We start from the raw sequence: 13,576 nt of genomic DNA on the forward strand, positions 1-13,576 counted from the left end.
GCCCGGCCTCCGATTTTAGTCAGCCTTACTCAGGGAGCGTTTATGTTGCTATTGCCCTCACAGAGCCTGCCGCCACTGCTGGTTGAGCAGATTAGCCAGCTTCCGCCGGCTCTGGATGACCTGACGCAAACCGAGCGGTCCGTCATGGCCTTCAGCGATTTCATCAGTGAAAACCTGGGGCGGCATCCCGACTGGTTGCAGAGGCTGCGCGAGGAGGCACCGCACCCCGATGAATGGCAGCATTATGAGGGTAGGCTGCAGGCGCGCCTGGCGGAGGTAAGCGATGAAAATACGCTGATGCGCGAGCTGCGGCTGTTCCGTCGCGAAGCGCTGACGCGTATCGCCTGGATGCAGGCGCTGGCGACAAGCACGACCCCTGCCACGCTGAAACAGCTGAGCGTACTGGCGGAAACGATGATTGTGGCGGCCAGAGACTGGCTATGGCACGCGTGCTGCCGCGAGTTCGGCACGCCGGTTAACGCCGCAGGCGAGCCGCAGCCGCTGCTGATCCTGGGAATGGGAAAACTGGGCGGTGGCGAGCTGAATTTTTCTTCGGATATCGACCTGATTTTCACCTGGCCGGAAAACGGCACCACACAGGGCGGCAGGCGGGAGCTGGATAATGCCCAGTTCTTTACCCGTCTGGGCCAGCGGCTGATTAAAGTGCTCGACCAGCCAACCGCAGAGGGATTTGTCTACCGCGTGGATATGCGGCTGCGTCCCTTTGGCGACAGCGGACCGCTGGTGCTCAGCTTTGCCGCGCTGGAGGATTATTACCAGGAGCAGGGGCGTGACTGGGAGCGCTATGCGATGGTCAAGGCCCGGCTGATGGGCGATCGTGACGATCGCTGGAGCCAGGAGCTGCAGCAGATGCTTCGCCCCTTTGTTTACCGCCGCTATATCGACTTCAGCGTGATCCAGTCACTGCGCAATATGAAAAGCATGATCGCGCGTGAGGTGCGGCGTCGCGGGCTAACCGACAATATCAAGCTGGGGGCGGGCGGTATCCGTGAAACGGAGTTTATCGTGCAGGTGTTCCAGTTGATCCGCGGAGGGCGTGAGCGCACGCTTCAGCAACGTTCACTGCTGCCAACGCTGGAGGCGATCGATGCGCTGAATCTTCTGCCGCAGGATCAGGTAAAGCAGCTTGGTGAGGCCTGGCTTTTTCTGCGGCGGCTGGAAAATCTGCTGCAAAGCATCAACGATGAACAGACGCAGAAGCTGCCCGCGGATGCGCTGAACCGGGCGCGTCTGGCCTGGGCGATGGGCTTTGATGCCTGGCCGCAACTCTACCAGCAGCTGGAGCGGCAGATGGCCGCCGTGCGGGCCATCTTCGACGAGCTGATCGGGGACGACACGCCGGACATTGATGAAAACAAGGAGTCGGAAGAGTATGGCGTACTCTGGCAAGACCAGCTGGAAGAGGCCGAGCTTGCCCCGCTCGTCCCTCAGCTGGAAACGCCCGCCCGTCAGCAGCTGCTCCAGGTCATCACCGAATTCCGTCATGATGTGGATAAGCGCACCATCGGCCCGCGCGGTCGTCAGGCGCTGGATCAGCTGATGCCGCGCCTGCTGAGCGAGGTTTGTCCGAGAGAGGATGCGGCAACGACGCTGGGGCGTCTGACGCCGCTACTGCTTAGCGTGGTGACCCGAACCACCTACCTTGAGCTGCTGACCGAGTATCATGGCGCGCTCAGGCATCTGATCAGGCTGTGTGCCGCTTCGCCGATGGTTGCCGCTCAGCTGGCACGCTATCCGCTTCTGCTGGATGAACTGCTGGATCCGGCAACGCTCTACCAGCCCACCGCCACGGACGCCTATCGCGATGAGCTGCGTCAGTATCTGTTACGCATCCCCGAAGAGGATGAGGAGCAGCAGCTGGAGGCGCTTCGCCAGTTTAAGCAGGCACAGCATCTGCGTATCGCAGCCGCTGACATCGCCGGTACGTTACCGGTGATGAAGGTCAGCGATCATCTCACCTGGCTGGCGGAGGCGATTATTGAGCAGGTTGTACAGCAGGCCTGGCAGATGATGGTTGCACGCTACGGTAAACCTTCGCATCTTGCCGGCGAACAGGATCGGGGATTTGCCGTCGTCGGTTACGGCAAGCTGGGAGGCTGGGAGCTGGGGTACAGTTCCGACCTGGATCTGGTTTTTCTGCATGACTGTCCGGTCGAGGCGGTGACGCTGGGCGAGCGGAGTATCGACGGGCGGCAATTTTATCTCAGGCTGGCACAGCGAATCATCCACCTCTTCAGTACCCGTACCTCGTCGGGCATTCTTTATGAAGTTGATGCCCGCCTGCGGCCTTCCGGCTCTGCCGGTATGCTGGTCAGCACCTTTGAAGCCTTTGATGATTACCAGCGTAATGAAGCCTGGACATGGGAGCATCAGGCGCTGGTCCGTGCCCGTATCGTTTTTGGTGAAGCGGCGCTGCGTCAGCGTTTCGATGCGATCCGGCGCGGCATTTTATGCCTGCCAAGAGAGCCGGAGAAGCTGAAAACCGAAGTGCGTGAGATGCGTGAGAAAATGCGCGCCCATCTGGGTAAAAAACACAAAGGCCGCTGGGATATTAAAGCCGACAGCGGCGGCATCACCGACATTGAATTTATCACCCAATATCTGGTGCTGCGCTATGCGGCTCAGGAACCCGGTCTGACACGCTGGTCTGATAATGTGCGCATCCTCGCGCTGCTGGCTGAGGATGGGCGTATCGGTGACGACGAGGCGAAGGCGCTGACCGGCGTCTACGTTACGCTGCGTGACGAACTGCATCATCTGGCGCTACAGGCGTTACCCGGACATGTGCCTGACAGCGCCTTTGCCAGCGAACAGGCCGTGGTGAATGGCAGCTGGCAGCGCTGGTTTGGCGATGCGGGGTGATTGATTTACTGTCTGTTGCCGGGCGGAAAAATAACGGGAAATGTGCGTGGTCAGCCGCTTATGCTATTATCGCGCGCATAAATTTTGACTTAGGCCAGGAGTGTCTGGAATGAAAATTACGCTGCCCGATTTTAACCGTGCGGGTGTTCTGGTTGTTGGCGACGTGATGCTGGATCGCTACTGGTACGGCCCGACCAGTCGCATCTCTCCTGAGGCGCCGGTGCCGGTCGTGAAGGTGGATAACGTCGAGGAGCGTCCCGGCGGAGCGGCCAACGTGGCGATGAATATCGCCTCACTGGGCTCGGCGGCTCGTCTGGTGGGCCTGACCGGAACTGATGATGCGGCGCGCGCGCTGGACGCCTCTCTGAGTAACGTGAACGTGCAGTGTGATTTTGTCGCCGTCTCAACCCATCCTACCATCACCAAGCTGCGCATCCTTTCACGTAACCAGCAGCTGATCCGTCTTGATTTTGAAGAAGGATTTGAAGGCGTCGATCCGGAACCGCTGCACGCGCGTATCCGTCAGGCGCTGCCCGAGTGCGGTGCGCTTGTGCTCTCGGATTATGCGAAAGGTGCGCTGGCGAGCGTGCAGACGATGATCAAAATCGCCCGTGAAGCCAATGTCCCGGTGCTGGTCGATCCTAAAGGCACCGACTTTGAGCGCTACCGGGGCGCGACTATCCTGACGCCAAATCTTTCTGAATTCGAAGCGGTAGCAGGCAAGTGCCGCGATGAAGCGGAGATCGTGGCACGCGGCATGACATTGATGCAGCAGTTCGATCTCTCTGCGCTGCTGGTGACCCGTTCAGAAAATGGCATGACGCTGCTGCAGCCGGGTAAAGCACCTTTCCATCTCCCGACTCAGGCGCAGGAAGTCTACGACGTGACCGGCGCTGGCGATACGGTGATCGGCGTACTGGCGGCGGCGCTGGCGGCAGGCAACACGCTGGAAGAGAGCTGTTTTCTGGCCAATGCGGCGGCGGGTGTCGTGGTCGGCAAGCTGGGCACATCGACGGTCTCCACGGTTGAACTGGAAAATGCGATTCGCGCCCGTCCGGAATCAGGTTTTGGCGTTATGAGTGAAGCACAGCTTATTGCCGCCGTGGAGCTGGCGAGACAGCGTGGTGAAAAAGTGGTGATGACCAATGGCTGCTTCGACATTCTGCATGCCGGCCACGTCTCCTATCTGGCGAACGCCCGTAAGTTAGGCGACCGCCTGATTGTGGCCGTTAACAGCGATGCTTCCACCAAACGCCTTAAAGGCGAAAGCCGACCCGTTAATCCGTTGGTTAACCGGATGATTGTGCTGGGTGCGCTGGAAGCGGTGGACTGGGTGGTGCCTTTTGAAGAAGATACGCCGCAGCGTTTGATTGCCAGCGTGCTGCCGGATCTGCTGGTGAAAGGCGGCGACTATAAACCGGAAGAGATTGCGGGCAGTAAAGAGGTATGGGCAAACGGCGGCGAGGTTCGCGTTCTTAACTTCGAAGATGGCATCTCAACCAGCAACATCATCAAAGCCATTCAGTCGAAAGCCTGATGCACAACTGCACCCGAACAACCCTTTCGGGCCGCTATTCTGGGTGCAGTTATGCGTAAAGAGAAAGGCTTACGCTTTTTCGTCCGGGGTCGTTGCTGCGGTTGGAGCCGCTGCCGGCGCAGATGCCGATGTGGCTGTGGGTGAAGTCGTAGCAGGTGTCGGCGCTGAGGGCGTTGCCGTCGTCGCTACCGGAGACGCGGTGTTAGCCGCTGTCGGCGTGGTTGCCACCGGGCTACGGCTCTCCAGTTCGGCAATACGCTGCTCCAGCGTCGCCAGCTTTTCGCGGGTGCGCAGCAGCACCTGGGTCTGTACATCAAACTCTTCCCGGTTCACCAGATCCAGGCGCGTCAGCTGTGACTGCAACGTCTGACGGATCTTTTTCTCGACGTCATCACCAAAATCGCGGATGCCTTTTGGCATGGATTCATGAACCTGACGGGCGAGCTGTTCTATTTTTTTGGGATCGATCATGGCGGCTTCCTGATAGCGTCAAAGATTCTGTAAGTGTAATGCCATAACCTGAAAGGATAAACCCGAAAACGCCAAAGCGGCAAAATGGGGCGGCTATCGCGCTTTTTGTCCGTTGCCCTGGCCTTTTTTCGGCGTTATATTAGTCGGCGAGTCGCCAGCTTGTGTACCCCGGTACCGTGCCAGAGGCGATTCACAAACTCTATGTTTATTCTCAGGGCGGGGCGAAATTCCCCACCGGCGGTAAACCGGCACAGCGCCGGAAGCCCGCGAGCGCTTCAGACCTTCTGGTTTGAAGGTCAGCAGATCCGGTGTAACTCCGGAGCCGACGGTTAAAGTCCGGATGGGAGAGAGTGACGTATCCTGCCGGGTCATTGTGCCCGCTTGCCGTTATTTTTTGTCGTTGAATGACACTCCTAAGCATGCCCTGATTCTGGTAACCCATACATTATTAAGGACTATTTACCATGAATCAGACGCTACTTTCTGAATTTGGCACGCCGGAGCAGCGCGTGGAACAGGCGATTGCTGCGCTGCGGGATGGACGCGGCGTAATGGTGCTGGATGACGAGGATCGTGAAAACGAAGGCGATATGATTTTCGCTGCCGAAACCATGACCGTTGAGCAGATGGCGCTGACTATTCGCCACGGCAGCGGCATCGTTTGCCTCTGCCTGACTGACGAACGCCGCCTCCAGTTGGATCTGCCGATGATGGTGGAGAACAACTCCAGCGCTTACGGTACCGGCTTCACCGTGACTATCGAAGCTGCCGAAGGCGTGACGACCGGCGTGTCGGCTAAAGACCGGCTTACCACCATCCGTACCGCCATCGCGGATGACGCTAAGCCTTCCGATCTCAATCGCCCTGGTCATGTATTTCCGCTGCGCGCGCGTGACGGAGGCGTCCTGAGCCGTGGTGGTCACACCGAGGCCACTATTGATCTGGTGACGCTTGCCGGATTTAAACCGGCTGGCGTACTTTGTGAGCTGACCAATGACGATGGTTCAATGGCGCATGCGCCAGAAGCTATCGCTTTTGCTAAGCAGCACAATATGCCGGTCGTGACGATTGAAGATCTGGTTGCGTATCGCCGCAACCATGAAGCCCTTCAGGCAAGCTGAGTCCGGCCTTAACGGCATAAAAAAACCGGGTATTCTCACCCGGTTTTTTATTCGGCATCCTGCCAGAGCCGTTCGCCCGGCATCCTGCCAGAGCCGTTCGCCCGGCATCCTCACTAGTGCTTCAGCCGACGCCGCTACTCTGTAACAACGTCAGGCTCAGCCCCATTACCGCCATGCCACACAGCACGCCGTAGCTTGGATTGTTATGCGGATCGACTTCGCGCGCCAGCGGCATCAGCTCATCGACGGAAAGGGCGACCATAATCCCCGCCACGGCAGCCATGGTTGCGCCCATCACCACCGGTGACACCAGCGGCCCGAGGACCAGAAATGCCATTACCCCGCCCAGAATCTCTGCCATCCCTGAGATGCCTGCCCAGAAAAGCGCTTTGCTCTTTGAACCCGTTGCGGCATACATCGGACCGGCCACGGCCAGCCCTTCCGGAATATTATGGATAGCGACCGCCAGCGCGATGCCGAGACCCAGCTCCAGATCGCTGCTTGCGGTCACAAAGGTCGCCACACCTTCCGGGAAGTTATGCAGGCTGATACCGAGCGTCAGCAGGATCGCCGTACGGCGAAGATTGCGTGGCGACGTGCCGGGAGACATAAGATCCTGCGGATGCTGATGCGGCAGCAGCCGGTCAAGGGCGAAATAGCCCAGCAGACCCGCGACAAACATGCCGTAGCCCAGCATGGGAGACATCCCCTCCGCATGCAGCGCGGCGGGCAGCATTTCCATCAGCGAGATAAGCAGCATAATTCCCGCCGCAAAGCCGAGCGCAAAAGCCAGCAGGCGGTTCGAGGGCTTCTGCCCGATAATGCCTAGAAATGCGCCGATAAAGGTCGCGCCACCTGCAAGCAGGGTCAGTAGCAACGGCACGGACATGACACTCTCCTGAAATAAGAAAAAGTATAGCCTTTGCTATAATCTAGCAGAAATATTGTGCGCGTCACGTAAAGAAGTGTCGGGAAAATCATCAAATTTCCTGACTATCTCCATCATGTTTATCCGGGTTCTTCATTCACTAAAAGCGCGTACTCTTCCGGCTATTGATGCTGATTACTGGAAGTACGCTATGACTTACCCGCTAATGCCAGCGCTTTTTCTGGGCCACGGTAGTCCGATGAATGTGCTGGAAGAGAATGCTTTTACCGACGTCTGGCGAAAATTAGGCGAAACCTTGCCACGACCAAAAGCGATTGTGGCGGTGTCCGCGCACTGGTATGGCCCGGAAACGGCGGTAACGGCGATGGCGCAGCCACGAACTATTCATGATTTTGGCGCATTTCCGCAGGCGTTGTTTGATACGCGCTACCCAGCCCCAGGCGCGCCGGAACTTGCCGGACAGATAGCGGCAGCGCTTTCGCCAGTTGACGTCCGGCTCGATCAGCACTGGGGTTTCGATCATGGCTCATGGGGTGTGCTGATTAAGATGTATCCCGAAGCGGATATTCCGGTCGTTCAGCTGAGCGTGGATAGCCGTAAACCGCCCGCTTACCACTTTGCACTGGGGCGTAAACTTACGGCGCTTCGTGAACAGGGGATTATGATTGTCGCCAGCGGTAACGTGGTGCATAACCTGCGTAAAATAAGCTGGCAGGGCAACACGGAACCTTACACATGGGCCCGTTCTTTTAACCAGTATGTGCGTGACAATCTGGCATGGCAGGGGCGCGCTGAAGCACATCCGCTGGTCAATTTTATGCAGCATGAGGGCGCAGCGCTGTCGAATCCGACGCCAGAGCATTACCTGCCTTTACTTTATGTGCTGGGCGCGCGCCGGAAAGATGAAGCGGTATCGGTGCCGGTCGATGGTCTGGTAATGGGTTCCATCAGTATGCTGTCGGTGCAGGTTGGCTGAATGAGGTGCGAAACGCGTGACGCATGCAGAAAAGCTACAGGGAGACTGCTGGCGGCAGTAAGCGCCGCCAGCCGGTTAGTCAATAAAGGCGTGGGGATAGAAGCGTGAAAGATCCTGCGTGATCAGCGCACGATCTTCCCGCAGGCCAATACCGGCAGGCTGATCGTCGATCAGCCAGCTACCGATCACCGTGTAGCTGTCGCCAAATTTGGGCAGCGGATGAAACTGCTGCACGATCGTGCCTTCTTCACCATAAGGGCCATCAACACGGGCAATTTCCTGACCATTTTCAAGGATGCGGATATTCGCCCCTTCCCGTGAAAACAGCGGCTTAACCACATATTTATCCATCGGTGGCACATCATCTTCTGCAAACCAGGCGGGCAGCAGATTAGGATGATTAGGGAACATCTCCCACAGCATCGGCAGCACGGCTTTATTAGAGATGATGCTTTTCCAGGCCGGCTCCAGCCAGCGTACGCCAGCATCTTCCAGCTTGGTGGAGAAGATTTCCCGCAGCATAAACTCCCAGGGATAGAGCTTAAACAGGTTGCTAATCACCTGGTCGTGGACGTCCGTGAACTGGCCGCGTTCACCCAGCCCAATCTCGTCTATAAACAGGAATTCGCTGGGAAGGCCCGCTTCGGTCGCGCAATCCTGCAGATACTGCACCGTACCGCGATCCTCATCGGTATCACGGCAGCAGGCGAAATGTATCCAGCTGAAGCCGTGCTGCTGATGCAGCGTGGCAAAACGCTCAATCAGCTTTTCCTGAAGGCTGTTGAACTGATCGCTGTTGGTGGGCAGGTGACCAGCCTTCAGCTGATCCTCCAGCCAGATCCACTGAAAAAAGGCGGCTTCGTACAGGGAAGTTGGTGTATCCGCATTATTTTCCAGCAGCTTGGCATCGCCATAACCATCCCAGGCCAGATCCAGACGTGAATAGAGCGACGGCTGGCTGGTTTTCCAGGAGTTGCGCACGAAGTCCCAGGTATGTTTGGGAATACGGAATTTAGTCAGCAGCGCTTCACTGTTGACCACTTTTTCCACTACCTGTAAGCACATCTGGTGCAGTTCACTGGTGACGTCTTCCAGGGTTTCGACCTGCTGGAGCGTAAACTGGTAATAGGCGTCTTCGCACCAGTAAGGCTCGCCGTGCATGGTATGAAAGCGGAAACCGTACTCGGTTGCCTTAGCCTGCCAGTCCGGGCGTTCAGCTATTGGGAGTCGCTTCATTACCCGTCAGCCCCCGTAGGAGCGGCTGGAACCGGATGCCGCGCTGCTGCGCTGCATGCTGGTCTGTTTGGCCACGCTTTCACCAAAGCCGCCGCGGGTTACCGTGCTGGTGGTCGCCGGTTTTGGCGCCAGCGCCGTTTTCGGCACGGTCATGGTGCGGCCAGGTGTGGCGTTGCCGAAGCTTTTGCCACTCGCATCGACGAATTTTCCGTTAGCCGGGCTGCCTGGCGCGCGCGAGGTGAAGAGGGGCTGCTGAGCAAAGCCCGCGCCGCCACCCATCATACGGCCCATCATATAGCCCGCCATTAGCGGCATCCAGAAGCTGCCGCTCTGCTGAGCTTCAGCATTATTATTAGTAGCACCAACGCCAGCCTGAGCAGGCGCCTGCTGGCACTGACCTTCACCAAACTCTGCCACGCAGTCTTCGCGGGTGGCGTATTTAGGCGCCGTTTTAACCGCTTCTTTCTGCGCATTGTTATAGGCGGTGGTGCACTGCTCGCTCTTGCCTGGGTTGGCACTGCTGCAGTCATCCGCATTCTGATAAAGCGAAATGGTCTCGTCGGTTTTCTCGCATCCGGCAAGCATAAATACCGCCGTGACCGCGAGGGCTACCGGAGTGAGATGGCGTGCGCTCCAGTTCTTACGAAAAGAGGCATGATTAATCTGTCTGGTCCGTTTCATCGCGTTCGGTCCTGGGCTCTGAGTTATGACGAATTATGACATAGCATAGGGGAATGCCGATGAAAAATGAAGCGATGCGGGGGCTGGCGAGGGGATCTTTACCTGAATATACCCAGGTTTGTGAAGGGGCAGCCTGCGCTGCCCCCGGCCCTTAATTCGCGAAGGGATTTTGTCCGGCACGCGCAGGGGCACGGCTTTCAGTCGCTGGCGTGGCGCGAGCCTCCGCCGGGGCGGATACTCTCTGTGCATTGTCCACGGAAGCGTTCTGTTCAGGCGTCTCAGGCGCCACCGCTTCAGGTGATGTTGGGATCTCCTTACCGAGTCGGTTGTTCAGCGCGATCAAATCCTGCTCGTTCAGCGTACCCAGAGCCGATTTAATATTCAGTTCGTTAATCATGTAGTTGTAGCGGGCATCGGAAAGCTGCTGCCTGGCGTTAAACAGCGTGGTGGTCGCATCCAGCACATCGACGATGGTGCGCGTACCGACCTGATAACCTGCTTCCATCGCGTCCAGAGAACTCTGCGCAGAGACCACAGCCTGCTTGTAGGCATTGATACTGCTGATAGAAGCATTCACGTTGTTGAACGATGAGCGAACGGTGCGCACCGCGGTACGGTGAGCGCTTTCCAACTGCTCGCTGGCGGAGACGTAAGCGTACTGGGCCTGCTTAACCTGTGACGTCACCGAACCGCCGCTGTACAGCGGCAGCGAGAAGCTCAGGCCGACCTGGCTGTTGCCGGTGATGTTGTCGCTGCTGCCGGTGGACTGATTGGCGCGGCTGCCACTGTACTTATTGTTAGACATCCCGGTCGACGCTTTCAGATCCACCGTAGGCATATGGCCTGTTTCATAGTAGCGAATCTGCTCGCGGGCCAGATCCTGAGAAAGGCGCGCGGAGAGCAGGTCCAGATTACGGCTTTCCGCTTCTTTCAGCAGATCGTTGACCGGTTTTGGTCGTGTCGTTTCAAAACGATCAACGTTCAGCGAGGCCAGACTTGGGTAGTAATGCCCGGTCACCTGGCGTAGCGTCTCCACGTTGTTATCCAGGTTATTGCGCGCGGCGACTTCATTTGCCAGCACGTTGTCGTACTGCGCACGGGCGTTCTGCACATCGGTGATGGCGACCAGGCCAACGTTAAAGCGCTGGGTGGTTTGATCGAGCTGACGATAAATAGACTGCTTCTGCGCTTCAATGAAGGAGAGCGTATCGATGGCGTTCAGCACGTTAAAATAGGCGGTAGCCGTATTCAGGATCAGCGTCTGCTGCGCGGATTGATAGGTGACGTCCTGAATACCGGCGGTTTTTTCCTGTAACGTCAGCGCGCGCCATTTAGACATATCAAAGATCGTCTGGGTCAGCTGGAGCGAGCCGCTGGTAGTGTTGGAATTCAGACCACTGCTGTCACGATAACCGTTGTTATAGGTATAATCAGCGCCAAGGCCGAGCTGCGGCAGCAACGGGCTACGGGATTCATTGATTTTCTCAAACGCGGCATCGCGATCGGCTGCAGAACTGCGTAAATCTGGATTTGATAACCGGGCCTGCTGGTAAATTTGCACCAGGTTCTCTGCCTGACTGCCGACACTGAAGCCGCCCAGGCTCAGGCCGATAAGTAAAGGGAGCAGTTTCTTCATTTGCATTCCTTGTAGTGCAGCAAAATTGCTATGGTAGCGCTGACGTAAGCCAAAAATAATGGCCGATTCTAACAGACCAGGCGGAAAAGATAAGGTGGCTGAAAGTGCCATGTAGCCTTAATTTACGTAAAAAATTCATCAAGAACCAGACTCTCAGCGGATTCGGGATTGCCTTTTCCGTTTTCGCCACCATCACCCCCAGCGAGGTTTCTTATGGAAGGCGCGAAACAATATCCAGTGACTTTCACCAAAAACGATGTAGAAATTATTGCACGAGAGTCACTTTATAGCGGTTTTTTTTCACTCACCCGTTACCGTTTCCGGCATCGGTTATTTAATGGTGAAATGAGCGGTGAAGTTGTCAGGGAGGTTTTCGAGCGCGGACATGCCGCGGTGCTGCTACCTTATGACCCGGTTAATGATGAAGTGGTGCTGATTGAGCAAATCCGTATACCCGCTTTTGACAGCAGCCCGACCCCCTGGCTGTTAGAATTGGTTGCCGGGATTATCGAGCCCGGCGAATCGCCGGAGGATGTGGTCCGGCGTGAAGCGGTAGAGGAAGCCGGCATTGTGCCGGGACGTGTGAAACCAGTAATGAACTACCTGGCCAGTCCGGGTGGGACCAGCGAAAGGCTGGCCATTCTGGTAGGAGAAGTGGATGCCCGCGTGGCGCAGGGAAACCACGGTCTGGAGGAAGAGAATGAGGATATTCTCGTCCATGTGGTGAGCCGGGAACAGGCTTACCAGTGGGTGGAAGAGGGAAAAATCGACAACGCGGCTTCGGTCATTGCGCTGCAATGGCTCGAGCTGCATCATGAAAAGCTACGAGAAGAGTGGAAACCCGAATGACTAAGCGCTACGTACCTGATTTTCCGGAAATGATGCGGATCTGCGAAACCAATTTCGCCCAGCTGCGTCGCCTGCTGCCCAAAGAAGATCGGGCGGGAGAGTCAGTGACGTATCAGGTCAATGGCGCCAGCTACAAAGTCACCATTGAAGAGTCTACGCGCTACACGACGCTGGTCGAGATCCGGCAGACTGCCCCGGCCGTCAGTTACTGGAGTCTGCCTGCGATGTCCGTCAGACTTTACCATGATGCGATGGTGGCGGAAGTGTGTTCAACTCAACAGATCTTTCGTTTCAAAGCGCGCTATGATTACCCGAATAAAAAACTTCATCAGCGTGATGAAAAGCATCAGATTAACCAGTTTCTGGCAGACTGGCTGCGCTACTGTTTAGCGCACGGCGCTATGGCCGTTCCCGTCTGTTGAGCGCCCGACAATATGTGTTGAGATGGCGTTAACCCTAAGGACTTTGATTGGATAGCCTGTTGAAACTTCCTGTCGCGAGTGGGTCGAAGGTCAGGATTTTACAGATTACGGACACCCACCTTTTTGCCGGTAAAGATGAGACGCTACTGGGGGTGAAAACCTGGGCCAGCTTTGATGCCGTGCTGGAAGCGATAGCCGCCAGCCGCCGTCACTATGATCTGATCGTCGCCACCGGCGATCTTGCCCAGGATCATACGGTAGAGGCCTATCAGCATTTTGCTGAGGGCATAGCTCGCCTGTCGGCACCCTGCGTCTGGCTGCCGGGCAATCATGATTTCCAGCCGACCATGTTCAGCGCCCTCGCCGAGGCGAAAATAGCGGATGAGAAACATGTTCTGGTGGGCGACCGCTGGCAAATCGTGCTGCTGGACAGTCAGGTTTTCGGCGTTCCCTTTGGGGAGCTGAGTGAATTTCAGCTTGAGTGGCTGGATAAAACCCTGGCCATTTACCCGGAGCGGCACACGCTGGTGCTGCTACATCATCATCCTTTGCCTTCCGGCTGCACCTGGCTCGATCAGCACAGCTTGCGCAACTCGCATATGCTTGAAGCCGTTTTGCAGCGCTATCCGCTGGCCACCACGCTGATTTGTGGACATATTCATCAGGATCTCGATCTCAGCTGGAACGGCCGCCGCGTGCTGGCAACGCCCTCAACCTGCGTCCAGTTCAAGCCGCACTGCACCAGTTTTACCATTGATTCTGAAACGCCCGGCTGGCGCTGGCTGGATTTGTACGAGGATGGACGGCTGGAAACGGAAGTCGGGCGCCTGACGACGCGGGCTTTCAGTCCCGATCTGGATTCAGAAGGATATTGA

General features: G+C 57.0%; 12 protein-coding genes and 1 riboswitch. Of the genes, 7 read left to right on the forward strand and 5 right to left on the reverse strand.

The window, feature by feature from the left end:
* The first annotated feature begins 42 nt into the window (after positions 1 to 42).
* Positions 43 to 2,883 carry a bifunctional [glutamate--ammonia ligase]-adenylyl-L-tyrosine phosphorylase/[glutamate--ammonia-ligase] adenylyltransferase gene (gene glnE / locus EA20_RS0110730; protein WP_024966824.1) on the forward strand — a complete coding sequence of 947 codons (2,841 nt, stop codon included), beginning with the start codon at positions 43 to 45 and terminating at the stop codon, positions 2,881 to 2,883.
* Positions 2,884 to 2,992: 109 nt separating this feature from the next.
* Complete coding sequence (hldE, locus tag EA20_RS0110735) at positions 2,993 to 4,420, forward strand: bifunctional D-glycero-beta-D-manno-heptose-7-phosphate kinase/D-glycero-beta-D-manno-heptose 1-phosphate adenylyltransferase HldE (RefSeq protein ID WP_024966825.1); 1,428 nt, start codon at positions 2,993 to 2,995, stop codon at positions 4,418 to 4,420.
* 69 nt (positions 4,421 to 4,489) lie between these two features.
* On the opposite strand, the gene EA20_RS21115 is transcribed toward hldE, so the two are convergent.
* On the reverse strand, positions 4,490 to 4,891 hold the full coding sequence (locus EA20_RS21115; RefSeq protein ID WP_024966826.1) for an accessory factor UbiK family protein: 402 nt from the start codon (positions 4,889 to 4,891) through the stop codon (positions 4,490 to 4,492).
* A 203-nt stretch (positions 4,892 to 5,094) separates the two neighbouring features.
* Positions 5,095 to 5,247, forward strand: a riboswitch (FMN riboswitch).
* 108 nt (positions 5,248 to 5,355) lie between these two features.
* Between EA20_RS21115 and ribB the strand changes: the two genes are divergently transcribed.
* Positions 5,356 to 6,012: a 3,4-dihydroxy-2-butanone-4-phosphate synthase gene (gene ribB, locus EA20_RS0110745; RefSeq protein ID WP_024966827.1), complete on the forward strand. Its 657-nt coding sequence runs from the start codon at positions 5,356 to 5,358 to the stop codon at positions 6,010 to 6,012.
* 121 nt (positions 6,013 to 6,133) lie between these two features.
* Here the strand turns inward: ribB and zupT are convergent, their stop codons facing one another.
* Positions 6,134 to 6,901, reverse strand: coding sequence for a zinc transporter ZupT (gene zupT / locus EA20_RS0110750; RefSeq protein ID WP_024966828.1), 768 nt, complete (start codon positions 6,899 to 6,901; stop codon positions 6,134 to 6,136).
* A 190-nt stretch (positions 6,902 to 7,091) separates the two neighbouring features.
* On the opposite strand from zupT, the gene ygiD reads away from it, so the two are divergent.
* A complete protein-coding gene (gene ygiD / locus EA20_RS0110755; protein ID WP_024966829.1) occupies positions 7,092 to 7,877 on the forward strand; it encodes a 4,5-DOPA dioxygenase extradiol in 786 nt (261 codons plus the stop codon).
* A gap of 75 nt (positions 7,878 to 7,952) precedes the next feature.
* Here ygiD and EA20_RS0110760 read toward each other — a convergent pair whose 3' ends face one another.
* The 3 genes from EA20_RS0110760 to tolC form a co-directional block, all read right to left on the reverse strand.
* A complete protein-coding gene (locus EA20_RS0110760; RefSeq protein WP_024966830.1) occupies positions 7,953 to 9,113 on the reverse strand; it encodes a glutathionylspermidine synthase family protein in 1,161 nt (386 codons plus the stop codon).
* A 6-nt stretch (positions 9,114 to 9,119) separates the two neighbouring features.
* Complete coding sequence (locus tag EA20_RS0110765; protein WP_024966831.1) at positions 9,120 to 9,794, reverse strand: DUF1190 family protein; 675 nt, start codon at positions 9,792 to 9,794, stop codon at positions 9,120 to 9,122.
* A 151-nt stretch (positions 9,795 to 9,945) separates the two neighbouring features.
* Positions 9,946 to 11,430, reverse strand: a complete 1,485-nt coding sequence (gene tolC, locus EA20_RS0110770) for an outer membrane channel protein TolC (RefSeq protein WP_024966832.1) — start codon at positions 11,428 to 11,430, stop codon at positions 9,946 to 9,948.
* A gap of 213 nt (positions 11,431 to 11,643) precedes the next feature.
* Between tolC and nudF the strand changes: the two genes are divergently transcribed.
* From nudF to cpdA, 3 genes are read left to right on the forward strand one after another with little or no spacing between them, the layout of a single operon-like run.
* Positions 11,644 to 12,279 (forward strand): ADP-ribose diphosphatase, encoded by a 636-nt coding sequence (nudF, locus tag EA20_RS0110775; RefSeq protein ID WP_024966833.1) that lies wholly within the window; start codon positions 11,644 to 11,646, stop codon positions 12,277 to 12,279.
* The gene (locus EA20_RS0110780) at positions 12,276 to 12,701 is read left to right on the forward strand and encodes a DUF1249 family protein (RefSeq protein ID WP_024966834.1); all 426 of its coding nucleotides are present in this window, start codon (positions 12,276 to 12,278) and stop codon (positions 12,699 to 12,701) included. The genes nudF and EA20_RS0110780 overlap by 4 nt, the downstream gene beginning before the upstream one ends.
* A gap of 47 nt (positions 12,702 to 12,748) precedes the next feature.
* A complete protein-coding gene (gene cpdA, locus EA20_RS0110785) occupies positions 12,749 to 13,576 on the forward strand; it encodes a 3',5'-cyclic-AMP phosphodiesterase (protein WP_024966835.1) in 828 nt (275 codons plus the stop codon).

Origin of the sequence: Pantoea sp. IMH, assembly GCF_000599885.1 — a bacterium.
Lineage (GTDB): Bacteria > Pseudomonadota > Gammaproteobacteria > Enterobacterales > Enterobacteriaceae > Erwinia.